The following is a 25,472-nucleotide window of genomic DNA, read 5'->3' as shown; positions in this document are numbered from 1 at the left end:
ACCCGCCGCGGCGAGGCGCGCACGAAGGGCCGGTGCTTCCGATGGCACCGGCCCCCCGCTCGACGCGGCTCCTACTCGGCGTGCCGTTCACCCGGGCGGCGGCGACGGACGATCGTCACCGACACCAGCAGCGCACCGATCAACAGGAGCCCGGCAGCACCCCAGAGGAAGGGCGCGCCCGCGAAGCCGGTCGAGGCGATCCCCGGAGCCGGCGGCTGCGGGACCCGGACCGTGACGGTCGAGTCGTCGCAGAGGACGGGGAGCTCGGGATCGAGCACCGCTGCCGGTGCCACCGTTCCCGGCTCGGATTGGGGCTCGACCGGCGCGTCGTCGGGATCGTTCCAGCAGACCTCCCCGGTGTTGTCGACCCGATCCGCCTTCGACGCGGGGTCGAGCATCACCGAGAGCACCACGTCGGGCGCGTCGGGCTGCGTGCCGCCGATCATGCCGTTGAGGACGCAGTGGAGCAGTCCGCCGTAGCCGTCGGCGTCGGCGCCGGTGACCTCGCAGTCGTCCCAGCGCGGGAACGCGGGCGCCTCGTCGGTCGTGATGTCCGTGACCTTGAGGTCGGCCGGGATCTCGTCGAAGAGCTCCATGTTCTCGATCGCGCCGAGACCCGAGTTGGTGACCGACAGCGTGTAGTCGAACGCGCCGCCGGGCTTCACCTCCTCGACGCTCGCGGTCTTCACGATGTCGACCGACGGGTCGCGCACGACCTCGCACGCGGGGGTCGCCTGCGGGTACACCGCGAGGATCGACTGGCTCGGGTTGACCGAGAAGGTCACCGTCATCGGGTTCACCTGGTCGGCGAACGCGTAGCTCTCGAGCTTCGAGTCCTTGACCATGTTCTCCCAGATGTCGACGATCCCGTTCTCGCCGAGGACGTCGCCCTCCTGGATGAGACGCCATCCGGGCCAGCCGATGGAGATGCCCTCCTCGTTGACCACGCCGTACGGCCAGAGCAGCCGGCCGTCGCGCTCGTCCCACGGGATCTCCATCACCACCGGCACCGCGTCGGGGTAGACCGTCGGGTCGGGCGTCCACGTCACCGTGATCGGCCCGGGCTCGACGTTCTCCGAGACCGCGACGTTGTGGTAGAGGTAGGGCACGTCCGCCACGCAGCGCGTGTAGGCCGAGGGATCGATCGCCTTGGTGGGCACGTCGACGTCGTCGCAGTCGTTCGCGGGCACCATGTCCGGCACGATCGCGGCGGCGGCGAGGTCGTCGACCTCGGGCGCCTGGATCGCGACGCACGCCTCGTTGTGGATGTCGTCGAGGTCGATCACGGGCAGCACGGGCGGCGGGTCGTTCGGCCCGACGGGCGGCACGGGCGGCAGCGGCGCGGGCACCGCCACCTGCACGGGGATGGTGATGGTGGTCACCGCGCCCGACGGGTACGAACCCGAGTACGTCGCCGAGAACGCGTTGTCGGTGTCGCCCGAGGTCTGCGTCCAGGTTCCGGGCTGCGCCGGGTCGGCCGCGGGGGTGAAGGTCGCGGCCCCGGTGACGACCAGGTCGTCGGGGAGCAGGTCGGTCACCTCGAGGCCCGGCACGTCGAGCGTGCCGTTGTTCGTCACGGTGAGCTCGTACTCGAAGGCGTCGCCCGCCTCGACGGCGGTCACGCCGTCGGGCAGCAGGTACGTCTTCTCGATGCCCACGTCGATCGAATCGGCCACGTTCTTCAGCGTGCAGTCCGCGATGCCGCCGGTCACGACCTGCGCGTGCGTCACCGCCGCCTCGCCGCAGAGCCAGGCCTCCGCCGTGTAGTAGTCGGCGAACTCGTGCTCCTCCTGCTCGGTCTGCAGCTTCTCGCCGAGCAGGTACGAGCCGATCGGCACGACGAGCTCGATCCCGCCGCCGCTCAGGTACTGCACGAGCTGCGTGCCCGAGTCTCCGGTGAGATCCCAGTCGGTCGCGGCGAGCAGTTCCTCGAGCGTGAAGCCGAGGTCGAGCAGCGCCGTGTTGTCGACGGTCTTCGTGAGCCGCAGCTTGCCCACGGGGATGTCGGTGCAGCCTTCGAGCGGCGTCGTGACCGTTCCGTTCACCATCTCGGCCGTGTTGAGGAATCCGCCGCCGTCCTCGGTCGCCTCGCACTTCACGAGGTCGATCGACTCGATCGAGGCGACGTTCGCGCGGACGGTGATCGTCCAGACGTGGGTGTCGCCCGCGGTGATCGGATGCGCCGTGGCGAGCGTCGTGGCATCCACGCCGTTCCAGCCGGCGACCGGGTCGCCGTCGGGGTCCACGGCCGAGGCCTCCTCGATCGTCACCCCGTCGGGGAACGCGAGCGCGTCGCTCAGGTCGTAGACCAGGTCGTGCTCGCCGACCGTGTCGACGGTGATGTCGTAGGTCACCTCCCAGTCGCCGAGGCCGAGGTTCGTCGCGGGGTGCGCGACCTTCACCGCGGTGGTGCGGCCGGGCTCGGTGCACGCCTCGTCATCGCTCGGCAGCCCGTCGACGGTGAGCGTCGCGGAGTTCGCGAACCCGCCCTGCTCGCCGGGCACGCAGCCCGTCGAGCCGTCGCCCTCGCCGTCGCCCTCGTCCCAGACCGCCTCACCGGTGACGGTGGCCTGCACCGTCACGAAGTACTCGTGCACGCCGGTGGCGGCCGTGAGCACGACGTCGTTCGCGAGCTCCTCGACCGGCTCGGTCGCGGGGTCCTCCCAGACGTCGCCCGAGCCGTCGGGGCCGGTCCACGAGGCCGCGTCGACCTCGATGCCCTCGCCGAAGCCGGCGAGCGAGTCGACGAGGTCGTAGGTGACGGGCGACACCGCGCTCTCGTTCGTCACGGTGAGCGTGTAGTCGATCGTCCAGGTGCCGTCGTCGTTCTGCACGGCTCCCGAGACCTCCTTGTCGAACACGTAGCTCGCCGGCTGCGCCGTGTTGACGATGGTGCACGTCACGTCGTCGCCGGGCTCGAGGTTCGCCGTGTCGCCGTCGAGCACTCCGGGCACGTCGCAGCTCCAGGCACCGGCCTCGAACTCGTCGGCGCCCTCGAAGTCGCTCGCGAGCTCGCCGAGCACGTAGTCGACGTTGGACTCGACCGCGCCGGTCGCGGTGCCCGCGCCGGTGACGACGGGTGCCTCGCCGTCCTCGGTCGCCGAGACCGTCCACAGCGTCGGCGGGAACTCCGCCTCGACCGAGTCGGGGGCGACGTCCTTGACGAGGGTCAGCGTCGGGGCGACGTCCACGTTGCGGATTTCGCAGTCGACGGTGGCACCGAGCTCGTGGACGGTGAGCGTCGCGCTCGTCGCGCCGTCGGCGGCGATGAGCGTGAAGGCGTCCTCGCCCTGCGGGGAGGTGCAGCTCCAGGTCGCGGCGACCTCGTACTCGACGCCGTTCTCCCAGATCACCGAGACCTCGTTGAGGGTGTAGCCGACCTCCAGGTCGGCGGGTCCCGAAGCGGTGCCCGCTCCCCCGAAGCCGTCGTCAGGACCGTTCGCCGACACCGTCCAGTCGGTCGCCGCGGCGTCGCCGCCGTGCTCGCTGTCGACGACCTTCTCGAGGTTGACCGTCTGCTCGCACTCGACCTCGTTCGTCACGAGGTAGGTGTTGACCGTGGCGTCGAGCGCGTACTCGCCGGTGCCGTTCGAGACGGCGTCGACGATCTCGCAGCCCTCGGGCACGACCACGTCGGTCTCACCCACGGCGACCTCGTCGCCGAGCGCGTACGGGCCGCTCTCCGCATCCCAGTCGACCTCGCTGCCGTCGAGCAGGCCCTGTGCGGTGAAGCCCTCGGGCAGCTCGTCGCTGTCCCAGGCGATCGGCTCGCCGCCGTCGATCACCCACGCCTTGTCGACGATCACGATGACGGGCACGTCGAGGCAGCCGTCGTCGGTCCAGGTGCCGCCTGAGGTGACGACCGCGCCGTTCAGGAGGCCCTGTCCGTCCTCGCCCTCGCAGAGGAGCGCCGGCGAGCCGGCGACGTCGTCGACGGTGAACGACACGGTCACCAGGAAGGTGTGCGTCGCCCCGCCGTCGAGCCCCTGGTCCTCGACGATCACGTCGGTCGACGGGCTCGCGCCGTTCCACGCGGGGTTCACCGTGACATCCGCGCTCGTGACCTCGCGATCGGTGATCGTGACGCCGTCGGCGAAGTCGGGGGTGTCGCTCAGGTCGTACACCAGCGCCTGCGCGGCGCTGAGGTTCTCGACGGTGAGCTCGTACGAGGCCTCCCAGTGGTCGCCCACCTTCACGGCCTCGGTGCCGACGGCGGTCTTCGTCACCTCCGGCTCGGCCGGCAGGCCGCAGCCGTCGTCCGACTGGGGCACGCCGTCGCTCGTGAGCGTCGCGGTGTTGAGGAATCCGACGTCCGGCTCCTCGTCGCTCGGGTCGCACGTGTTCGTCGTCGGGTCGGCGAACGCGAGCTCGTCGACCGTCGCGGTCACGGTGATCGTGTACGTGTGCACCTCGTCGATGCCGATCACCTTCGGAGTGCCGACGATCGTCTCGGTCGGGTTGGCTTCGGGGTCCTCCCACACGTCGTCGTCGCCCTGCCCGGCCCACGCGGCCGAGAGGATGTCGACCGAGGGCCCGAAGTGCAGCGTGTCCTCGAGGGTGTAGGTGGAGACGAAGTCCGCGTTGCCCGTCACCGTCACGTCGTACTCGACGGTCCAGACGCCCTCGCCGTCCTGCTCGACGGTCGGGTCCGACTTCTCGACCGTCGGACGGCCGCCCTCCTCCACCGGCGTGCAGTCGTCGGAGGCGTCGACGATCTCGCCGCTCGTGAGCTGCACGGCGTTGAAGAAGCCGACGCCCGACTGCCCCTCGACGCAGAGCCGCTGGTTCTCGGGCAGCCCCGAGGGAACGGTCGCGTTGAGGGTGATGCGGTAGACGTGCGTCGCAGCGGCCGCGATCGGCTCGTCGGCGACGACCGGGATGCTCGACGGCACCGGCGACGCATCGGTCGTGATCGGACCCGCCACCGGCGAGACCTCCTCGACGGAGTACGAGTTCAGCGTCACCGATCCCGGGAAGCCGGGGACGTCGTCGAGTGAGTAGAAGCCCGCCTTCGCGCCCGGTGCGGTGTTCGAGACCGTCAGCAGGTAGCTGACGTCCCAGGTGGCGTCCGGCTGCTGCGCGGCGGTGGCGCCGCTCTTCAGCACGTCGGGGGCGCTGGGGCTGTCGCACGCCGTGTCGGTGTCGGCGACACCGCCGACGGTCAGCACGGCGGCGTTGTTGAAGGCGCCGTCGCTCTCGTCCTGCGGGCAGGCCGTCTGCGCCGGCGTGAGGCTCGGCCCGTCGAGCGCGATGCCCGCGACGGTGACGATCCAGACGTCGGATGCCCCGCCCGCGAGATAGGCGTCGGCCACGAGCCCGCCCGTGCCCGCCCAGCCGGCCGCGGCCGGCGAGCCGTCGCGAGTGACCGTGTAGCTCGCACCCGAGAGGTCGACGCCTGCGCCGAAGTGCAGTTCGTCGTCCAGCGAGTACGTGCCGCCGACGGCGCCCGTGTTGTCGACCTCGATCCGGTACTGGATCGTCCAGAGCCCGTCGACGTCCTGGCTCACCGAACCCGGCACGACCGTCTTGTCGTGCACGATGACCGGCGGATCGACCGTGACGCAGCCGGTGGCGTCGTCCGTCTGGTTGCCCGACTCGAGGGTCGCGACGTTGTTCAGGCCGCCGTCGCTCGGGCAGCGGAAGCCGCCCTGGTCGGCGCCGATCTCGACGATGACCTGCACCTGGTAGACGTGCTGGTCGACGCCCGGCGTGCCCGCGAGGGTCACGTCGTCGGCGAGCAGCGTGTTCGGCGCGAAGCCGGTCCACGAGGCCTCGGTCGGCACCGGCTGCGCGACCACCGTCGCCGGCCCGGTCGGCGTCACGCCGGCGGGAAGGTCGAGCTCGTCGACGAGGTCGTAGACGACGCTCGTCGTCTCCGACGGGTTCGTCACGGTGATCGTGTACGGCAGCGTCCAGGTGCCGTCGCCGTTGTCGACGGCGGTGCCGCCCTGCTTGGCGATGGTCGGCTTCACGGGCAGCTCGCAGTCGGATGCCTCGTAGGGCACCTGTCCGACGTACATCGTGGCCGTGTTGAGGAAGCCGACGGTGCCGGGCTCGAGGTCGTCGCACGCCCCCTGGGTGCTTCCGGTGAAGTCGGCGTCGGCGTCGACCGTCGCGTTCACGGTGACCCGCCAGGTGTGCGAGGTGCCGGCGGCGAGCTGCGGCTCGTCGTCGAAGGGCTGCACGGCGTCGAAGCCGACGGTCCAGTTCTCGACGGCGCCCGCGGGCAGCGGCTGCACGCGCTGGTAGCTCGCGCTGTTCACCGTCGTCTCCGAGCCGAAGTCGAGCCGGTCGGAGAGGATGTAGTCGATCGGCTGGAAGGCGCTCGGGTTCGTCACCACGATGTCGTAGGCGACCGTCCAGGAGCCGTCGGCGTTCGGCGTCGGCACCGCCGCGGTCTTCGTGATCGACGGCGTGATCGGCTTCAGCGTGTTGGTGACGACGCACTCGACCTCATCGCCGGCGCCGAGCGCGGGCACGTTCGGCCCGGGCACGTCGGGCCCGTCGTTGAGCGAGCAGAGCCAGCTGCCGGCCGCGAACTGGTCCGCGTTCGGCAGGTCGGTCGACTCCGAGAGCGTGAGCTCGACTCCCGCGGGCACGTCGACGAAGCCGCCGGTGCCGCCGTCGCCGCTCGCGACCACCGTGTCGTCGTCGTCACGGGTGGCGCTGAGCGTCCACGCCTCGGCGGGGGCCACGTCGTCGGTCACGAGCTTCGTCAGCTTGAGCTTCGGGGCGATCGGGTCGTTGTAGACGACGCAGGTGCCCTGCCCGAGCGCGGGGAGCGTGATCTGGTCGGTCTCGACGTACTGGCCGTTCGGCGAGGTGCGGCACATCACCGTGGTCTTGGTCCAGCCGTCGGGGCCGCCGGTCTCCGCGACCGTGTACGCCTTGCCCGGGCGGATGGAGACGGTCTCGCCGGTCGTCGCCTCCGCCGTGCCGAGACCCGGGATCGCGGGTGCGTTCGGCGTCGCGGTCAGCGTCCAGTCGCTCGGGTCGGCGTCGATGCCGAGGTCGTTGTCGACGTTCTTGATGAGCGTGAGCGACGCGGTCTGGTTCACCGCGGTGCACTGGACCCGGAAGCCCAGCGGCACCGTGACCCCGCCGTTCAGGCCGTCGGCGAAGCCGGGGACGACGGTGCCGCCCGCGTTCACCTGCACGCAGTCCCAACTGCCGGTCGCGGGCGGGATCGGCACGGCGTTCAGGCCGAGCGTCTGCACGTACCGCGGGTCGCCCGTCTCCACGAGCGGGTAGGTGACGTTCGGGGTCACGAGTGCCGTCGCGCTCGGGGTGCCGGTGGCGCCGTTCGGTCCGGGGAGCGCTCCACCGGGGGCCACGGCGTCGAGGTTCCACGCCGACGGTGCGGTCGGGCCGTTCGAGACGGTCTTCTTCAGCGTCAGCTGCGAGTCGCAGGTGACGGTGTTGGTGATCGTGTACGTGTTGTCACCCGGTTGCAGCGTGGCGCTGTACGGCAGCGCGCCGTTGGCCGGTGGGCCGCCGTTCGCAAGCGTCACCCTGCTGTCGGTGATGCGGCAGAGATCCCGCGAGCCGACGCTCGTCGTCTCGTTGAGCGACACGACGGTGTTCGCCGGGACCGGTCCTTGCGGCGTCACCCACGGCGCGTTCGCGCCGCCGACGGTGAGCTGGGCCGTGAGGCCGATCGGCTGCTGGCCGTTCGGATAGGTCTCGCCGTTCACGACCCAGACCTTGTCGACGCTGTAGGTCGACTGCGGAAGCGGTGGCCGGTTCCAGACCGTGCAGGTGACGGCTTGCGTGGAGCTGACGGGGATCGAGAAGCCGTTCGTCTCGTTCGTCACGGTGATCGCGCCACCGGTGGCGACATCCGTGCAGACGGCGTTCTTTCCGCTCGACGTGACGATGCTGTGGCCCTGCGGATCCTCGGTGACCTTGACGGTGCCCGAGGTCGTGCCGCCTGCGAACGTGAGCGGGAGGTTCACGGCGCCGGTGCCGGCCGCCGTCACGCCCGACTGCGATGCGGGAGTGATGCCGCCGGTCGTGGGCTGCGCGGTGAAGGTCCATCCGCCCGCCGGAGTCTGGCCCGTCTTCTGCTCGCCCGTGCTCGTGTTCGAGACGACCTGCTTGACGACCGAGATCGACCCCTCGCAGGACCCGAGGGCGAGGTTGCGGAGGATCGTGCCGGCCTCCTCGTAGTCGGCCGACTGGAAGTAGTCGGAGTTCGGCGTGCCGCCGGAGATCGCGATCAGGTTGTCGGGTGCACCGCCGACGCCGGCGCCGACGCCGAACGCCACGACGCGGGTGCCGAGCGCCTTCACCGCGTTCGCCGAGAACACGCCGTTCTCGACCTCGCGGAAGCGTGTGCGGTTACCGGGCCCCTCATCGCCGGCGTAGACCGTCGGGTTGCCGTCGGTGAGCACGACCGCGAGGTCGTACTGCGTCCCGCTCGTCGCCACCTGGTAGAGGCCGCGGTCCCAGTTCGTCGCCTCCGTCGGCGTCGAGAAGCCGTCGATGTGGTTGCGCACGGTGTTCGCGCCGGCGACGGTCGAGACCGGCGTGATGCCGAGGTTCGCACCCGCCGATGCCGGTGCGACGTTGTTGAAGGTGAAGATGCCGACCTGCGAGGGCGTGCCCTGCAACGCCGTGACGAAGCCCTTCGCGGCGTTCTTCAGTTCGGTGAAGTTCGGTGCGACCGAGCCCGAGAGGTCGATCACGAGCGCGACGCGCACGCCGCACATCTGGATCGCGGGCGGGTTGGCGAGCGAGTTCTGCCAGATGCCGCCTGAGGCGTTGTTCGCGGTGTTGCCCGTGGCGATCATGAAGTCGCTCAGCGAACTGAGGGTCTCGCCGGCGTCGACGTCCGCGATGCGGAATCGGTAGTTCGCCGACGTCGGGTTCTCGCCGGTCGCGAGCGTCGCGTTCTTCGACCACCCGGCGGGAACGCCGGGAGTCGCCTGCGCCACCCAGAAGTTCGAGTTGTTGGCGTTCGGGACGGAGAAGGTGCAGACCCCTGCGGCCGTCGACACGCAGGTCGCCCACGGCTGGTTGATGATCGACCCGAAGGACCCGCCGTTGTCGGTGTAGAGCTGGAGGGTGACGCCGCCGAGGCCGCCGACGCTCGAGAGGCCCGTCCGGCTGCCGCCGACCTGGACGTTGATGGTCGCGGGGCCCGAGTAGGTCTGGGTGAACACGCAGTTCGCGAACTTCTGGGTCGGGCTGCCGTTCGTGTTGCTGAAGGTGACCGTGCGGTCGTCCTCGTCCCAGTCGGGGTCCTGCCCGCCCGACCCACCGGTGCTGCACTCGAACGACGTCGTGTAGTCGGCCGGCCCGTTGTCGGCGAAGAGCGTGTAGGTGTTGTTGCGCGGCACCGGCCGGGTCTGGCCCGAGGTGAAGTTGTAGTTGTCGCTGTTGCTCGAGCGGACGGCGTGCAGCGTCCACTGGCTCGCCGTCGCCGGCCCGCCGGAGACGACGTTCGTGATGGTGAGGTTGCCGCAGTTCGTCGTACAGTCCGCCGTGTCGGCCGGGAACACCGCCATCGGCGTGACCGGCTCCTCGGCGGCCGGGGGTGCCGCTTCCTTCGCGGGCGCCTGCTTCGCCGGCGGCGCCTCCTGCGCGGGCGGCTCCCCCTCGGGGGCCTCCTCGGCGGGCGGCTCCTCCGCGGGCGGCTCCTCCGCCGGCGTCTCCTCCGCCGGCGGAGCGGCGACGCCCTCGCCCGCCTCCGGCTCCGCAGCCGGCTCGCTCGCGACCTTCGCCGTGTCGGGCGTCGCAGGATCCGACGCCTCGCCGGCGGCGAACGCCATCGTCGGCAGGCCGATGGCCAGCATCGCGCCCGCGGTGATCGCCGCGATCGTCGCCCTGAGCGATCGGCTTCGTCGCGCCTCGCGGCGACGTCGATCACGACGGCCCTCTGCCTTCTGGCCGGAACGGAACGGGTCGAACAAGCTGTCCATGGTCGTCGAACCTTCGTGATCGGGTGGCGCACGGGTGCACGGATCGCGCAGTTGCGCCGAGTCAATCAGAGGTTTCGGGGGACAGAACAGGGGGACGCTGGCACCAAAACGGGGGACAACGATTGAACAGATATCGCTGTGATCTGGGACTTTGCAGACGTGTCACCCGAAAGCGGGGTACTCGACGATCACTCGACTTCCCCCGTTCGGGGGACATGCGAACGGGGGTCGGACCTCACGGTCCGACCCCCGTACGCGCTGCGTCAGTGCGCGATCATCTCGATCACACGGTGTGCTCGCCCTGCTTGCGCCGGCGGATCACGATGCCGGCCGCGACGAGCAGTCCGCCGAGGAGCACGAGGCCCGCGGCCCCCCAGATGAAGGGCTCACCGGCGAAGCCGGTGGCGGCCATCGGCTGCGGGATCCGCACCGTCACGGTCGAGTCGTCGCAGATCACCTCGGGGTCCTCGGAGGTGTCGTCGGCGTTCTGCCAGCACACCTCTCCGGTGTTCTCGACGCTCGTCGCCGTCGTGTCGGGGTCGACGTGGACGTCGAGCACGATGGGCGGCGCCACGGGGTAGTTCGGTCCGAGCACCCCGAGCAGGTCGCAGTGCAGCAATCCGCCGTAGCCGTCGGCATCCTGGCCGGTGACCTCGCAGTTCTCCCAGCGCGGGAACGCGGGGGCGGGGGCGGTCGTGATGTCATCCACCCGGAGGTGCGACGGGATCTCGTCGAAGACCTCGACCGGATCGGCCGAGCCGACCCCCGTCGCGGTGACCTCGAGCGTGTACTCGAAGTTCGTGCCGGGCTTCGCCTCCTCGACGCTCGCGGTCTTCAGGATGTCGACCTCGGGCTCCCGATCGAGCTCGCAGGCGGGCAGCGCCTGCGGGTACACCGCGAGGACCGACTGCGACGGGTTCACCGAGAACGTGATCGTCGCCGGGTTCACCATGTCGCGCCACGGGTACGTCGGCACGTTCTCATCGAGGATCAGGTCGCCGAACCGCGTGCCCGGGACCGGCGGGTTCGTGAGGTCCTCCTCGGTGATCGGACGCCAGCCCGGGAACTCGTACGGGATGCCGTTCTCGTCGACCGCGGCACCCGGCCACAGCATGGGCTCGTTCCGGTCCTCCCAGGCGATCGTGCGCACCTCGGTGAGGGTGCCGTCGGCGCTCGTCCACGTCACGGTGATGTCACCCGGCTCGACGTGCTCGCTGACCGCGACGTCGAAGTACAGCCACGGGACATCCGCGACGCAGCGCACGTAGGCGGCCGGGTCGATCGCCTTGCGCGGCACCTCGACCTCGTCGCAGTTGTTGGCCGCGATCAGGTCGGGCAGCACGCCCTCGCCGTCCGTGATCGCCACGCAGGCTTCGTTCGGGATGTCTCCGAGCTGGATCTCGGGGGTCGGCGGGGCGGGGTCGTCGGGGCCGACGATGTCGGTCTCGACCGGGTCGGGCTGCGGCAGCCGCACCGGGATGGTGATGGTGGTCACGTCGCCCGGCTCGAACGGCCCGACGCCATGGGCGGCGAACTCGTTGTCGCCGACCGTCGGCTGCTCGGTCCAGGTGCCGACTCCCTCGAAGGTCGCCGCGCCCGTGACCTCGAGCTGCGGGTCCACCAGGTCGGTGACGTCGAGGTCCGCCACGTCGATGCTCGAGTGGTTCGTCACCGTGAGCACGTAGCTGAACTCGTCACCGCCCTCGATGGCGTCATCGGGCAGCCCGCTCAGGTCGTAGGCCTTCTCGATGCCGACATCCACGAGTTCGGCCTTGTTGGTCAGGTCGCAGCTCGTGAGTTCGCCGACCTCGACGAGTGCCGTGTCGACGCCCTCGCCGTCGCGGTCGCAGATCCAGCCCTGGCTGAAGAAGTACTTCAACAGCGGGTGGGCGGCCGCCTCCGCCGTCGGCTCCTCGGAGAGACCGTAGTCGCCGGTGGGAAGGGTGAACACGGTGCCGACGTGGCCGAGCACCGCGATGCTCTCGACGGCGCCGGTACCCGTGAGCAGCCAGTCCTTCGGCGCGAGCTGCTCGAGGTCGCCGAGCCCGAGGTCGGCGAGGTCGATGCCCTCGAACGCCGACAGGTCGACGTGCTTCTGGAGCGTGAGCCGGCCCACGGGGATCGTGTCGCAGTCGTCGACCTCGGTCACGATCGTGCCGTTGTCGAGCACGGCCTCGTTGAAGAAGCCGCGACCGCTGGTCGATGCCTCGCAGGTGACGTGGTCGATCACGGTGATCTCGTCGACGTCGGCCACCACCACGATGGTGTAGGTGTGCACCGCCGATGCGAGGATCGGCACGTCGTCGGCGAGGGTCGTCTCGGAGTCGCCGTTCCACCCCGTGGTGTCGACGCCCGCGTCGTTCGTCGCGACCGCGGTCAGGATCTCCACGCCGGCCGGGAACCCGAGGTCGTCCTCGAGGTCGTAGTACTGGTCCTGCGTGTCGCTCTCGTTGGTCACGACGACCTCGTAGGTGACCGTCCAGTTGCCGTCGTCACCGCGCTCCGGGGTGCCGACGAGCTCCTTCGTGACGGTCGTGCGGCCCGGCTCGTCGCAGTCGGTGGCCGGCTGCGGCTCGCCCTCGCCGACGATCAGGAACGCCGTGTTGCGGAAGCCGCCCAGGGTCGTCTCGCCCTCCTGGCACTGGTCCTGCGAGGTCTCGTACACCTCCTCGCCGGCGGTGGCGTTGATCGTGATCGTGTAGGTGTCCGTCCCGGAGGCCGGCACCGACTCGTCATCGGCGAGCACGTAGTTCGACGCCGTCGGATCCCAATCGGCCGCTTCGTCGCTCGGCCCCTCGGCCTCGGCCTCGTTGATCACGATGCCGACCCCGAAGAACGGCTGGTCCTGCAGGTCGTAGACGAGCGGGGCAACGGGGCTCTGGTTCGCGACCTTCACCTCGTAGACGAGATCCCACGTGCCTTCGGTGTTCTGACCGATGGAGACGAGCTCCTTCGTGATGAGCCCGGTCGGCGGCACCACGTCGTTCGTCACGTCGCAGCTGAGCGTGGCGCCCGGCGTCGCGACGAACTGGTTGCCCGACGTCTGCGGGTCGGAGTCGGTGCACGTCACCGTGCCGCCCGACCAGCCCGGAGGCAGCTCGCCTTCCGTCACGGTGTACACCGTGCCGATCTCCAGGTTCGTCCACGTGACGCTGTCGGTCACGTTGCCCACCCCGGTCACGGTCTGCTCGGCCTGCGGCAGCACGCCGTCGGCGGGCGAGATCGTGAGCGGGAACGACCACTCGAAGCCGTCGGGGACGCCGGTCACGTGCTTGGTCACGGTGACCTCGCCGGGCACGGCCACGTTCGTGATCGTGCAGCTGATCGACAGGCCGGGCGTCACCTCGAACTGGAATCCGGCGAGCGAGTCGTCGGCGTCCTCGAGGTCGCCGCCGTTGCAGACGAACCCGCCCTCGTTCCAGCCTCCCTCGTCGCCCTCGGTGAGGGTGTAGGTCTCGCCGACCACGAGGTCGCTCCAGCTGACGCTGGCGTCGGCCTCGGTCACGTGCTGCGTGGCGGGCTGGGCGCCCACCGCCGGCGAGATCGTGATCTCGAAGTCGAAGGGGTAGCCCTGCGGCACGCCCTCGACGATCTTGCGCACGGTCACGTCGCCGGTCTCGGGGGCGTTCGTGAACGTGCAGACCACGGTCTGCCCGGCCTCGAGGTCGATGTTCGCGGTCGCGCCCTCGGTGTCCACGCCGTCCGACGGCGTGCACTCGAGCCCGGTGAGATCCCAGTTCGGGGTGTCGCCCTCGGTGACGCTGTAGTCACCGGGGAGGAGCGAGCCGAAGGTCTGCGGCTGCTCGCCGTCGGTGAGCGCGAACACCTGCTCGCCGTCACCCGCGAAGGTGAAGGGGAACTCCTGGTTCGCGCCACCGGGGATCTCGCCGACGCCGGGCACCACCTTGTCGACGATGATCGTCGACAGCTCGGTGTTCGAGTAGGTGCAGACGACGGTCTCGCCCGGGTCGAGGTCGATGAGCCCCTTGAGCGGGTTCACCTGGTCGATCGACGAGCCGTCGTCGGCGCCGCCGACGCGGGACTCGACGCAGCCGACGAGCTCGCCCACGTGCGAGTTCGTCAGCAGCTCGGTGACGCTGTAGCTGCCGACCACGACGTTGTCGTAGCTGTTGGCGCCGGTGCCGCCGGTCGTCGTCACGCCGAACGAGCCGATCGACGGGTTGCCGGCCCAGGGCCACGTGCCCGTGAACTGGAAGGTGCCGTCGGCGCCGTCGATGTTCTTGACGATGATGATCTTGCCCTTGGCGGTGTTCGTGATGTCGCACTCGAACACGTCGCCCGGCTCGACGGTGAAGCCCGACTCGTCGACGGCCTCAGCGGTCTGCTCGCCGGCGTGGGTGACCTCGCAGACGAGTTCGCCCGCGACCCAGCCCGCCCCCGGGTCCTTCTCGGCGAGCGAGTAGGTGGTGCCGGGCACGAGGTCGGTGAACGTGGTGTCGCCCACCCCGCCGCCGGCGGGGGTGGTCACGATCTGCTCGACGGGGGCGCCGGCCGGGTCGATCGGCGTCAGCACGAAGGTGAAGCTGCCGGCTGCGCCGACCGAGGTCTTGGTGACCTTCGCCGAGGCGGGCTCCGCCTCGTTCTTCACGGTGCACTCGAGCGAGAAGCCCGGGGTGACCACGAACTGGTCGCCCGGCAGGTCGGGGTTCGAATCGGGTCCGCACTCGACGACGCCGCCGGTCCAGCCCGCGGGCAGGTGCTCGGTGATCGTGTACTCCTCGCCGATGACGAGGTCGGTCCAGGTCACGGTGTCGCTCGTGTTGCCCGTCCCCGAGACGGTCTGGGTCGCGCTGGGCTTCACGCCGTCGGCCGGGTCGATCGTGAGGTCGAACTCCCACTCGGTGTCGTCGGCGACGCCGTCGACGGACTTGGTCACGCTGACCTCGCCGGGTTCGGCGACGTTCGTGACCTCGCACTCGAGCGAGAGACCCGGGGTGACGGTGAACTGGAAGCCCGGGGCATCCGACTCGTCGTCGATGCCCTCGCAGCTGATCGCGCCCTCGTCCCAGCCGGCGAGCTCGCCCTCGGTGAGGGTGTACTGCGTGCCGACGTCGAGGTCGGTCCACTCGACGATGGGGTCGTCGTCCGTCGCGTCGATGGTGCCCTGCTGGCCGCCGGGCACCGGACTGATCGAGATCGGGAAGGACCAGTCGTAGCCCTCGGGCACGCCGTCGACCTTCTTCTCGACGGTCACGCTGCCCTTCGTCGCCGTGTTGAGCACGGTGCACTCGACGGTCTCACCCGGCGAGAGGGTGATGCCGATCGGCGAGTCGGTGGTGGGGGTCTCGCCCGAGCAGGTCATGCTCGTGACGTCCCAGCCCGCCTCGGCGAGCTCGGCGAGCGTGTAGGCGCCCGGCACGATGTTGTTGAACGCCTTCGACTGGCCGTCGCTCAGCGAGAAGCCGCTCTGGCCGGTGAGGGTGAAGTCGAACAGCTGCGGCGAGCCGTCGGGGTTCGTCTGCTTCGTGACGATGATGTTGCCGCGCTGCGTGTTCGTGTAGGTGCAGGTGACCAGTTCGCCGGGCTGCACGTTGATGGTCGCCTTGCCCTGGCCCAGCGAGACGGTCGAGTCGTTCGTGCCGTCCTCGACGCAGCTGAGGTTGGTGAGGTCGTAGAGCGGGGCCGGCGTGGTCTCGGTGACCGTGTAGGCACCCGGGGCGACGCTGTCGAAGAGCTTGGACGCGGTGCCGCCGACGGTGGTGAGGTCGAAGCCCGAGAGGTCGGCGCCGGTCGTCGTGAAGCTGAACGTGCCGTTGTCGCCCGCCACGTTCTTGACGATCCTGATCTGGCCGTCCTGCTGGTTGGTGAACGTGCAGTTGAGCACCTGGCCCGCGATGGTCTTCAGCTTGGCCGTCGCGGTCTCGAGGAACACGTCGGCGTCGCCGTCGCCGTCGGCGTCGCAGACGATCGACGTGAGGTTCCACTGCGGGGTGCCCGGCTCGGCGATCTCCGTGATGTCGACGCTGCTGCCCGGCGTGTAGTAGAAGACCTGCGAGCTCTGCCCGCCGGCCACCTGCACGTTGCCCTGCTGGCCGGTGACGGTGAAGTCGAAGGTCGCGGCGTCGCCCGCGGCGGCCTTGGTGATCTTCACGCCCGAGGTCACGTTCTCGATCGTGCAGGTGGTGGTCGCGCCGACGTACATCTTGAAGCTGCCGTCGGTGGCGGTCTCGAGCTGGCCGCTCGTGGGGTTCGTCACCGAACACGTGGTCTGCTTGAACGCCCACGGCGAGGGCGGTGCCGCCTCGGTGAGCTTGTAGTCGTTGCCGGCGAAGACGTTGCCCCAGTTGTGGGTGTCGCCGATGCCGATCGTCGCGCCGAGCCCGTTGTTGCCCGCGACGGTGTCGGTCGGGCCGGTCAGCGTTCCGTCGTGGACCTGCCCGCCGCCCGTGCGCACGACCGAGTAGTTGAAGTCGGCGTCGGGTGCGCCATCGGTGCCGACCTTCTTCACGACGAGGCCGCCGCAGTTCGAGACCGTGAGCGGCGTCGGGTCGCGGACGATGTCCTCCGTCGATGCCTGCTGGCTGTTGCCGGTACGGGTGATGAAGCCGTCGGCGGTGAAGGTGCGGCAGGTGCCGGTGCCGAGCACGCCCGCAGCGGTCAGGTCGACGGCGAGTTCGCCGAACGTCGCGTCGTTGCCCGTCGACGGCGTGTCCGTGTTCGTGCCGATCGCGGCCTGATACGGGAACGAGGCGCCGATCGGCTCCCAGCTGTTCCCGTCCCAGTCGAGGATGCGCACCTGGGTGGTCGGCCCGCTCGACTCGTAGTTGAACTCGACGAGGTAGTCGTCGTCGAAGCTGTCTGCGTTCGGGCCGGCGAGCACCTGGTAGGTGGTCATGTCGCCGAGGCCCTGCAGCCGCGTCCAGTACTGATAGAGGATGTAGTGGGGAACTCCGCCGACATCCACGATCTCGTACGCGCTGGCTGCGGTGCAGCCGTCGCCCTTCGCATTCGGCTCGGGGCTGGTGTTGGGAGTCCACGGGTTGTCGTCGATCTTGTCGCCGCCCGCGAAGACGGTGTCGTCGACGCCGCCGGTACAGTTCGCCGCGGTCGCGCCGGAGTCGTAGGCGAATGACGCGTCGACGATGCCCGACGACTGATGCCCCGATGCGGTGATGTACGGCGCGGTCGTCGGCGTCCCGTCGAGCACCGTGTCCCAGTCGACCCCGCTGCCGGCGGGCTTGTTGCCGTCGATCTCGAAGCTCGTCTTGATCGGCCCGAGATCCGCCGCCGCAGCCGACGACGCCGGCGCGACCGCCATGAAGACGGCACCGCCCGTCGCGAGCAGACCGGTGATCGCGAGCGCGCTGATGAGACGCTGTCTCGCCCGCCTTGCGCGGAGCCGCACGGACCTGAGTCCGGTCGCCGGGTCGGTGGAACGGGTGCGGAGAGATCGCGTGACGTTCATCATCAGCCTTCGGGTTTCGGAAGCGCTGCTTCCGGCTGTGTTCCGGCCCGGGCGACCGAGCCTCGGGAGTCGCGGGCACGACCCCCGTTTCGCCCGCCGAGGCGGACGCGTGAACCCGCGGGTACGGGTTCGCGCTCATCCTCGCACCGGGATTTCGCAGCGAACAGGGGGCTTGTGGCACCAAAACGGGGGGATCCTCACTTTCGGGGTACAGATCTCGCCCGCTTTCGGTCCGAAACGGGGGACATGTTCGATGCGTTCGGATGCTTCGGCGCCGAACAGCCCCGGACGGGGCGCGTGTCCCCCGGTCGGCGCGCAGACGGATGCCCCGCCGGGATCGCTCCCGGCGGGGCATCCGATCATCGGCTCAGCCTTCGCGACGGCGGCGCAGTCCGCGCGCGATGACTGCGGCCCCGAGCAGCACGAGCATCGCGCCGATCGGCAGCATCGCCGAGGTCTCGACGCCGGTCTCAGCGAGCCCGGCCGGCTTCGACGGCTTCGACGGCTGATCCGGCGCCGCGTTGCAGTTCGGCGTCGGCGGCGGGTACACCACGTCGGCGTCGTTCGACGGGTTGATCCGGATCTCGGCGACCGCCTGCGAACGCAGGTCGTAGAACGGTGCGCTCGGATCGAGGATCCAGGTGCCGTCCGCCAGCTGGGTCCATCCCGGCCAGGCGATCGGGTCGCCGTTCTCGTCGATCTCGGCCCCCGGCCAGAGCTGCTGTCCGGAGATGGTGTCACCGCTCACCCACCCGGCCGGGTAGGCGATCGGATCGACCTGCGAGGCGCCGTCCGCGAGGAGCGCCGCGATGTCGTCCGCCGGGATCGAGGGATCGCGGTTCGCGAACGCCTCGGGCGTCCACCAGATCAGGGAGATCGGGTTGGCGGCCGGATCGGTGATGTTGAACGGCGTGATCTCGTAGGTGAACCACGGGGTGTCGTTCACGCACTGGGCGAGCCCCACGAGCCCGATCGCCTTCACCGGGGTCTCCGCGTCGTCGCAGTTGTTGTCGAAGTCCGAGTCGAACCCGGGCTCCCCCGCCTCGAGACCGTCCGCCGCGATCGACGGGGCCTCGCGCTCGGGGTACGCCTCGCTGTCGACGCAGGCGCCGTTCACGAGATCGGGGATCGGCTGGTCGGGCGCGGGCTGCGAGAGCTCGCCGACCGTGACCTCGAAGGTGATGGTGATGACGTCACCCGGGAAGATCCAGCCGTTGTGCTGGACGGTGAGCATTCCGTCCGACACCTCGACCGGGTCCCACTCGTCCGGGTTCGGCGAGATCACCGCCGAGCCGTCGACGTAGGTCACGCCGTCGGGCAGGAAGTCGGCGACGAAGCTGCGGTACGCCGGGTCCTCCCCCTCGTTCGTGATCGTCAGCGTGTAGGTGATGACGTCGTCCTCACCCGAGTCGACCGGCTCGTCGCCCTCGGTCGCCTCGTCCTTCACGAGCACGAGGTCGATGTCGATGACGGGGTGGTCGACGACGCACAGGTCGTCGTCCGCGAGCGCGTTCAGCTCGTCGAGGGGCACGGGCTCCTCGTCGGTCGGGCACTCGCCGCCGGGGCCAGGCTCGACGACGTTGTGCAGCAGTTCGCCGAACACATCGTCGCCGACCATCACCGTGTACGAGACCGTCGCGCTGGCGCCTGGCTCGAGGTCGGGGATGTCCCAGGTCAGCACACCGCCGACCGGCCCGGTGAGCCCGGCGGGAAGGACGCCGAGGGTGCCGTTGTCGAGCACGTCGCTCACGTCGTCGAACGCCTGCGCCCCGGTCACCGTGGCATCCGAGTCGTTGACGGCCTGCAGCGTGTAGGTGATGACGTCACCGGGCTCGACGATCGCGCCGTCGGTCGGGTCCGACCACTTCTGGAGCAGCCAGTGCGGCACCGGCGCCGTCGGGCACGGGTTCACCGTCACGGTCTTCTGCAGGTCGTTCTCGGGGTCCTCGCCGTCGCGATGCAGCACCACGTCGTACGTGCCCGGTGGCAACTGGAAGTCGTGATCGAGCGTGCCGTCGGGATCGCTGAAGTCGAATTCGGCGACGACGTCGTCCGTTCCCGCGACGAACACGGTGATCGTGTAGTCGAAGTTCAGCAGCAGGCCGAGCAGCGTCACCTTCAGCGGCGGCGGGGTGCCGCCGACCTCGGTGCACACGGCGGCGAACAGCTCGATCGAGGGAGGAGCCGGGTTGCAGTCCTCCTCGGTGATCTCGGTCTTCGTGGTGTTGAGGCCCGGGAAGTGGTGCTGGACGCCTTCCTTGTCGAAGTAGTCGAACACCGGGATGATGTCGCGGCCGTCCTGGTGCACGGAGTGCGCATGCGTCGGGTCGGTCGGGTCGTCGGGGTCGCCGTTCGGGTCGATGATCGACCGCACGCTCGGCGAGATGAACACGTACGGGTTCGACTCGCTGCTCGTCGCGTGACAGATCGCCACGTGGTCGTTCCACTCGGGAACGGTGACCACCGGCGGGCCGTCGTTGTCGCCGTCGCCCGTCGGCGCGACCGTTCGTGCAGCCGGTGCGGGCGCCGCCTGCTCGGCGGGCGGGCCGGACGCCGCTTCGGGCGCAGGCTCGGGTGCGGGCTCGGCGACCGGCTCCGGAGCGGGCTCGGCGGCCGGCTCGGGCTCCGGAGCGGGCTCGGCGGCCGGCTCGGGCGCAGGCGCCGGCTCCGGCTCCGGCGCCGGCGCCGGCTCGGCGACCGGCTCGGGCGCCGGCTCGCTCGCCGTGACGTCGGGGCTCGCGGGGAGCTCCTCCGCTGCGGCGAGCGCGGGCGCCCCGAAGAGCACGAGTGCGCCGACCGTCAGTCCGGCCAGCGCGGCGCGGATGCCGTGGGTCGGATGCGGGGCGCGATGGGCAGGTGGATGACGGTGCATGACGAGCTCCAGACCTCGAGGTGGGAGCCGGCTCGGGTAAACCGGGTCAGCACTGCCAGTGTGCGCCGCCGCCGGGGTCGGAAACAACGATTCCTCAGCTTTTGTCCCCTGAATTCGGGGTCCCCTCGTCGAGCCCCGTCCGGGCGCCCCGACCCGAATCGGGGGATGCCACGGCGCATCGTGCGCCGCGGCACCCCCCTCGTTCCCGCTCGTCCGGGATCAGCCGGCGATCACCGGCCGTCGAGCCGACGTCGCGATCGCACCGCCACCCCGGTCGCCCCCAGCGCCAGCAGCGCCACCGCGAGCGGCACGAGCCATCCCGCCTCGAAGCCGGTGCGCGCCATGCCCGACGGCGTCGACGGCGCGCCGGGATTCTCGGGCGGCGCCGCGTTGCAGTTGGGCGTGGGCGGCGGGTACACCGTGATCACGTCGGTCGAGGGGTTGATCCGGATCTCCACCACGGCCTCGTCCCGGAGGTCGTAGAACGGCGCGTCCGGGTCGAGGATCCAGGTGCCGTCCGGCAGGAGGGTCCACCCCGGCCAGTCGGTCGGGTTGCCGTCCTCGTCGATCGCGGCACCGGGCCAGAGCTGCCGCCCGTCGATCGGGTCGCCCGGCGTCCAGCCGTCGGGCGCCTCGATGTAGTCGACCTGCGACGCGCCGTCGGCGAGGATCGCCGCCTCGTCGGCCGCATCGATCGACGGGTCGTGCGCCGCGAAGGCGTCGGCCGTCCACCAGATCAGCGCGACCTCGGGCAGCGGATCGACGTTCACCGGCGTGATCGAGTACTCGAACCACGGGGTGTCGTTGATGCACTGCGCGGCGCCGTCGAGCGCGATGGACTTCACCGGCGTCTCCGCCTCGTCGCAGTCGTTCTCGGGGTTCCCGTCGCGGCTCGGCTCGTCGGCCCCCGGCCCGACCACGTCGAGCGCGGCCACGAGCGACGGCGCCTCGGGTTCGGGCACCGGTCCGCTGAAGACGCAGACGGTGTTCACGAGGTCGGGGATGGGCACCGTCGGATCGGGTTGCGCCAGCTCGCCGACCTCGACGTCGAAGGTGATCGTCGCCGTGTCGCCCGGGGAGAACGGCCCCGGGTAGCGGAACGTCAGCTCGCCGTCGACCGAGTCGTCGATCGTCCAGTCCGCCTCCTCCCCCGCGGGCACGGTGACGACCAGCTCCGAGCCCGGCACGAAGGTCACCCCGTCGGGCAGCACGTCGGTGACCTCGACGCCGTAGGCGGGATCCTCGCCGAGGTTCTCGACGAGCACCTCGTACGCGATCACGTCGGGCGGGGTCGCCCCCGAGTCGACGGGCGCGTCGTCCGCGGTCGTCGCGGTCTTCGTGACGGCGAGGTCGACGTCGGGCGTGCGGTGCTCGGTCGTGCAGTCGGTCACTTCCGGCGGCTCGGCCGCCGGCACCGCCTCCGCGTCGAGCCGCTCGAGCACGGGCAGCTCCTCGGTCTCGGCGGAGGGGCAGATGCCCGGCGGCTCGGGTGTCACGACGTTCACGAGCTCCGCAGCCCACGCGTCGTCGTCGACCACGACCTCGAACGACACCGTCGCCTCGGCCGATCCGACCGGAAGGGTCGGGATCGCCCATTCGAGCGAGGTACCGTCGAGCTCGAGCGACGGGTCGAGCGGTTCGACGAGCTCGGCGTCGTCGAGCACGTCGACGAGGTCGTCGACCGCGGTCGCGCCCGTCACCTCGGCCTGGGAGAAGTTCCAGGCGTGCAAGGTGTACTCGATCGTGTCGCCGGGCTCGACGAGGCCGTCGGCCGGGTCACTCGTCTTCCACATCACGAACCCCGGGGTGGGATGCTCCGTGACGCACTCCTCCGGCAGCGGTTCGAGCTCGCCGGGCTCGACGAGCAGCGGGCCGCCCGGGCAGTTGGTGAGCACGTGGTTGCGGAGGACCGTGCCCGGCGGAGTGTCGGCAGAGACGGACACGAGGTACGAGATCTCGAGCGTCGCACCGGGATCGAGCGTCGCGAGCTTCAGGAAGAGCCGGCCCGGCTGGAGGACGTTCCAGCTCGACTCGACCACCGGCGGCGCTCCGACGAACCCCTCGAAGTCGACGTACGGCGCCAGCTGCGAGATGTCGTCGAACAGCTCGAGGTCGGTCGCCGCGGGCCCGCTCACGTGTTCGATCGAGAGCGTGTACTCGATCTCGTCGCCGGGCTCGACCGCGGTGCCGCTCGGCGGATCGGCGCTCTTCGAGACCCGCCACACGGGCGCCTCGACGTCGTTCACCACGGTGCAGTGCACGATGGCCTCGATGCCGACCTCGACCCGCCAGCTCAGCTCGTCGACGATGCTCGTCGGCACCGGCCCGTCGCCGTCCTCGCAGCTCACCGAGTCCATCGAGTGGAACTGACGGTCCTCCTCGGAGAAGACCACCTCGCGGGAGTCGCTCGAGAATCCGGTCACCTCGAAGGCCCCGGTGACGCCGGTGTCGTCCGTGAGCCGGGATGCCGGCGCGACCTCGGCGTCCTCGGTCGAGAACTCCCAGCCCTCGATCGGCTCGCCGGCGATCTCCTTGTGCACGAACACCGAGCCGCCGCAGAGCTCGAGCGCGATCTCCTTCAGCTGGACGCCGAGCGTGTCGTAGTCGTCGGTGACGGCGTAGTCGGCGCTCGAGAGGTCGCCCGCGTAGGCGTCGTCGCCCGAGATCGCCTGGATCGGCGCGAGGTCGAGGTCGCCGCCCACGGCGATGCCGAACAGGTGCGAGGGCGAGAGCTTGATCGCGTTCGCCTCGGTGACGGCCGGGTCGAGCGCGCCGGGCGACCCGTCGGGGAACTCGCCCCCGTTGCCCGGGTCGACCGTGTTCGGGTTGCCGTCGGTGATCATGATGGTCAGCTCGACCGCGTCGTCGAACCCGCCGAACGTGCCGTGCGCGAGCTCGAGCCCCCGCTTCCAGTTCGTCCATCCGTCGCTCGTCAGGCCGGCGTAGGAGCCCTGGACCGCGGCGAGGTTGGCGCTCGTGAGGTCGGTGGCGCCGAGCAGCACCGCGGCGTCCTGGTCGAAGGCGGTCACCGAGACCTGGGAGCCGGTGTCGACCAGCGCTGCGGTGAACGCGTCGGCGGCCGCCTTCAGGTCGGCGATGCCGGCTTCGCCGATGGAACCGGACTTGTCGAGCACCAGCGCGAAGTCGATCCCGCAGCTCGGCTGCAGGTCGGGGTTCGTCACCGTGCCGACCTGGGCGGCGGCGAGGCTGCGCAGTCCGGCCTGCTGCGTCGCGAGGCAGGCGTCGCGTGCGCTGCGATCGTCGTTCGCGATCGGGATGAGCTCGCAGTCGACGGGTGCCGGCGCCGCGGTCGCGGCCTCCGGAGCGGGGGCCATCGGCGCGGGCGCCGGTTCCGGCCCGGGCTCGGGCTCGGTCGCCGGACCGGGATCGGGCGCCGGCTCGGCGGGCTCGGGCTCGGGCTCGGGCACTGGCTCTGCCGGATCCGGCGCGGGCGCCGGCTCTGCGGGTGCGGGGTCGGGGGCCGGCTCGGGCGGCGTCTCGGCGGGGGTTGCCGGCTCGGTGCTCGGCTCGGCCTCGGCGGCGATCGGGGCGGCGGGGTCGACGGCCTCGGCGGCCGCGATCGTCGGAGCCCCGACGAGCACGAGGGCTCCCGCGACGAGCGCGGCGAGGACGCCGTTCACGGGGCGTCGCGTCCCCCGGGATCGCCCTCCGGGCCCGGGGCGTGTGCGGGTGCGCAGTTGCATGGCTCTTCTCACTTCCGTGTGAATCCGCCGGCTCGGCATTCGGGTCAGCGCCGCCAGTCTGCGCCGCCCTGTCCCCCGTTTTCAAGGAATCCTCAGTTCGAACCCCCCGAATTCGGGGTACGCCGAGCGTCGCGTTCGGGGTACACGCTGAGTCCGGCTCAGTGATGCCACTGAGCGCGGCGTGGGCCGCTCGGCCGGGCGCCTCCGAGGCATCCCACCGCGCGTCGCTAATGTTGGGGGCGTGAGCGAGCGAACGACGCCTGAGCCCAGCGGCCGGGTGCGCTCCGGGGCCGACGGCCGGCAGCATGCGGGCGCGGCGCCCGCGCCGACGGCCGTCGAGGGCCCCGACGCCGACCCTCGCTCGGCGCGGGCCAGGTTCGACGCGGTGAGCCAGCCGATCCTCGACCGCTTCGAGGAGCCGATCAGCCGGGTGAACACCATCACGAAGAAGACGCTCGCGCTGTTCCCGGTGCGGGTCTGGCGGCACTTCCTCGCCCGCAACGGGTTCATCCTCGCCGCGGGGCTCAGCTACCAGGCCCTCTTCGCGATCTTCGCGGCCGTGTACGTCGTGTTCGCCGTGGCCGGCATCTGGCTGACGAGCGACGACGACACCCTGCAGGCATTCATCAACCTGCTCAACTCGTACGCACCGGGGCTCATCGGGCCGACCGGCATCATCTCGAACGAGGACCTCACGACGATCGCCCAGTCGAGCACCGGCGTCTTCGGGTGGACGGGTGCCATCGCCCTCATCGGCCTCATCTGGACCGCGATCGGCTGGATCACCTATGCGCGGATGTCGGTGCGGAGCATCTTCGGCCTCCCGAAGGACACGCGCGCGTACGCCTTGCTCAAGGCCCGCGACTTCCTCGCGGGCGTCGCCTTCGGCGCCGTGCTGATCCTCGCCTCCGTGCTCTCGGTGGCGTCGACCTCGTTCATCTCCTGGCTGTTCGACCTCGTCGACGCCCCGAACGCGAGCGGCTGGGAGTCGTTCCTCATCCAGTTCGGCTCGATCCTCGTCGTCTTCGTCATCGACACCCTCGCCCTCGCGGTGATGTTCCGGTTCCTCTCCGGCGCGGCCATGCCGTGGCGACGCATGTGGGTCGGCTCGCTCCTCGGCTCGGGCGCGATCTCGGTCATGCAGATGCTCAGCGGGCTGCTCGTGCAGAGCGCGACCCGCAATCCGCTCCTTGCGACCTTCACGGTGTTCATCGCACTCCTGCTCTGGTTCCACCTCACGAGCATCGTGATCCTCACCGCGGCGAGCTGGATCGCGGTCGAGGCGTCCGACGCGAACGAGACGCTGCGGGACGTGACGCCCGAGCAGCTCGCGGCCGAGGCGCGCCAGCGCGAACGCGACGCCCTCCTGACGGCGGCCAGGGTGCGCGTGCGCGACGCGCGCGACGCCCTCGCCGCGGCGAGCTGGTACGACCGACTCCCCGCGAAGCGGCGACTCGCCCGCGCCGAGCAGGATCTCGCCGACCTCGAGGCGCGCCAGCGCGACGAGGCCCCCACGGCGAAGCACGTCGGATGGCTCCCGTAGGATC

5 protein-coding genes are annotated in these 25,472 nt (G+C 70.5%); 1 reads left to right on the top strand and 4 read right to left on the bottom strand.

Going from position 1 to position 25,472, the window contains the following annotated elements:
• Positions 1-71: 71 nt before the first annotated feature.
• The 4 genes from ACFVTH_RS13430 to ACFVTH_RS13415 all read right to left on the bottom strand — a co-directional run bounded on the left by ACFVTH_RS13430 (position 72) and on the right by ACFVTH_RS13415 (position 23,862).
• On the bottom strand, positions 72-9,923 hold the full coding sequence (locus ACFVTH_RS13430) for a hypothetical protein (RefSeq protein ID WP_387091664.1): 9,852 nt from the start codon (positions 9,921-9,923) through the stop codon (positions 72-74).
• A gap of 283 nt (positions 9,924-10,206) precedes the next feature.
• Complete coding sequence (locus ACFVTH_RS13425; RefSeq protein WP_387091661.1) at positions 10,207-17,289, bottom strand: DUF5979 domain-containing protein; 7,083 nt, start codon at positions 17,287-17,289, stop codon at positions 10,207-10,209.
• A gap of 427 nt (positions 17,290-17,716) precedes the next feature.
• Positions 17,717-20,221 (bottom strand): hypothetical protein, encoded by a 2,505-nt coding sequence (locus ACFVTH_RS13420; RefSeq protein ID WP_387091659.1) that lies wholly within the window; start codon positions 20,219-20,221, stop codon positions 17,717-17,719.
• A 230-nt stretch (positions 20,222-20,451) separates the two neighbouring features.
• Positions 20,452-23,862 (bottom strand): VWA domain-containing protein, encoded by a 3,411-nt coding sequence (locus ACFVTH_RS13415; protein ID WP_387091657.1) that lies wholly within the window; start codon positions 23,860-23,862, stop codon positions 20,452-20,454.
• Positions 23,863-24,166: 304 nt separating this feature from the next.
• On the opposite strand from ACFVTH_RS13415, the gene ACFVTH_RS13410 reads away from it, so the two are divergent.
• Complete coding sequence (locus tag ACFVTH_RS13410) at positions 24,167-25,468, top strand: YihY/virulence factor BrkB family protein (RefSeq protein WP_387091655.1); 1,302 nt, start codon at positions 24,167-24,169, stop codon at positions 25,466-25,468.
• Positions 25,469-25,472 lie beyond the last annotated feature (4 nt).

Origin of the sequence: Agromyces sp. NPDC058104 (genome assembly GCF_042884835.1) — a bacterium.
Taxonomy (GTDB): domain Bacteria; phylum Actinomycetota; class Actinomycetes; order Actinomycetales; family Microbacteriaceae; genus Agromyces.
The sequence above is the reverse complement of the archived record's forward strand: the minus strand, read 5'-3'. Positions and strand labels throughout refer to the sequence as shown.

Bases quoted from the DNA above. Each gene is read 5' to 3' on its own strand.
- ACFVTH_RS13420 (WP_387091659.1), bottom strand. From the start codon at position 20,221: ATGCACCGTCATCCACCTGCCCATCGCGCCCCGCATCCGACCCACGGC.
- ACFVTH_RS13430 (WP_387091664.1), bottom strand. From the start codon at position 9,923: ATGGACAGCTTGTTCGACCCGTTCCGTTCCGGCCAGAAGGCAGAGGGC.